Origin of the sequence: Mycobacterium sp. (assembly GCF_049585075.1) — a bacterium.
Taxonomy (GTDB): domain Bacteria; phylum Actinomycetota; class Actinomycetes; order Mycobacteriales; family Mycobacteriaceae; genus Mycobacterium.
In genome coordinates, this window is the sequence record NZ_JBAUZA010000116.1 from 1 (window position 1) to 1,575 (window position 1,575).

Here is a 1,575-nt window from a genome sequence, read left to right on the forward strand (position 1 = left end):
CCAAGCGGTTCTGCAGGCGCTTCATCCACATCGGTGCCCACCAGCAGTCGTCGCCGAGCAGCTTCATCACCGACGGCACCAAGAACATCCGGACGACGGTGGCATCCAGCAGCAGGGCCGCCATCAAACCGAACGCCAGGTATTTCATCATCACCAGATCGGAGAACACGAACGACCCGGCGACCACGGCGAGCACCAGCGCGGCGGCGGTGATCAGACGACCGGTGGTCGCCGTGCCGATCCGGATCGCCTCGGCGGTGGACATGCCGCGCGCCCGGGCTTCCACCATTCGCGACACCAGGAACACCTCGTAGTCGGTGGCCAGGCCGAAACCGACCGCGATGACCAACGCAATGAGCACGACCATCAGCGGTGTCGGCGTGAAATTCAGCAGCTTGGAGAAATGACCGTCGACGAAGATCCAGGTCAGAATCCCCAGCGTGGAGCCCAGGGTCAGCGCGCTCATCACCGCGGCCTTGATCGGCAGCACCACCGATCCGAACGCCAGGAACATCAACAGCATCGTCGTGGTGAGCAGCACCACCAGCATCAGCGGAGCTTTGTCGAACAGGCTGTGGATGCTGTCCTGCTCGAGCGCGGGAACGCCACCGACCAACACGTTCAATCCCTTGGGTGGCGTGATCGATCGCAGTTCGGCGATTTTCTTAGCTGCGTCGTTCGACTTTGCCAGACCGTTCTGGATCACTCGCACCGTGTCGTCCTTGGGGTGGGTGGTCCCATTGGGTCCTGCGACGCACGGATTGCCCGCGACCGCCGGGCAGGCACGCTCCTGCCAGGTCTTGTCGGTGAAACCGTTGATCGATGCCGCATCGTTGCGGATTTCAGCGATCTCCTGGTCGGTGACCTTGCTGTGCTTGTCGCTGTTGATCACCAGCGTTAACTGGTTGGTTCGGTAGCCGGGAAAGAGTTTGTCGAAGTTCTCCTGCGCTAAGCGGACCGAGTTGTCCGGCGGCAGATACTTCTCGCTCATGCCGCCGAAAGAAAGATTGTGCAGGGGAATGACCAGCGCGATCATCGCGATGACGATGGGAATGGCGAACACCAGCGGGCGTTTCATGACGACGTTGACCAGCTTGCCCCAGAACCCGGCCTCGACCTCTTCGCGGGTCTTGGTCTTCTGCAACCGATCTGCGAGCCAGTTCAGGTAGACGCGCGACGGCTTCCAGTTGGCAAGGAAGGGGATGCGGAACAAGGTGCGCACACCCAGCGCGTCGACGTGGCGGCCCAGGATTGCCAGGCAGGCCGGCAGCAGCGTGATCGACAGCACCGCGGCCAGGGTGACCGAGATGATCACCGCGTACGTCAGCGACTTCACGAAGCCCTGCGGCAACAAAAAGAGGGAAGCCGCCGACACGGCAATCAGGACGGCGGAGAACACCACCGTGCGTCCCGCCGTCATCATCGTGCGGCGCACCGCGGCCTCGGTGTCGTACCCCTCGGCGATCTCCTCGCGGAAACGACTCACCACGAACAGCCCATAGTCGATCGCGATACCGAAACCCATCATCGACACGACTGGTTGGGCGAAGAAATGTACGGGTCCAAACATTGCGA

The 1,575-nt window shown here is 62.1% G+C and carries 1 protein-coding gene; it reads right to left on the reverse strand.

What is annotated here, in order from left to right; all coding sequences use genetic code 11:
• The coding region (locus WB785_RS05295) for an MMPL family transporter (RefSeq protein WP_424077666.1) at window positions 1-1,575 on the reverse strand (1,575 nt) is incomplete at both ends.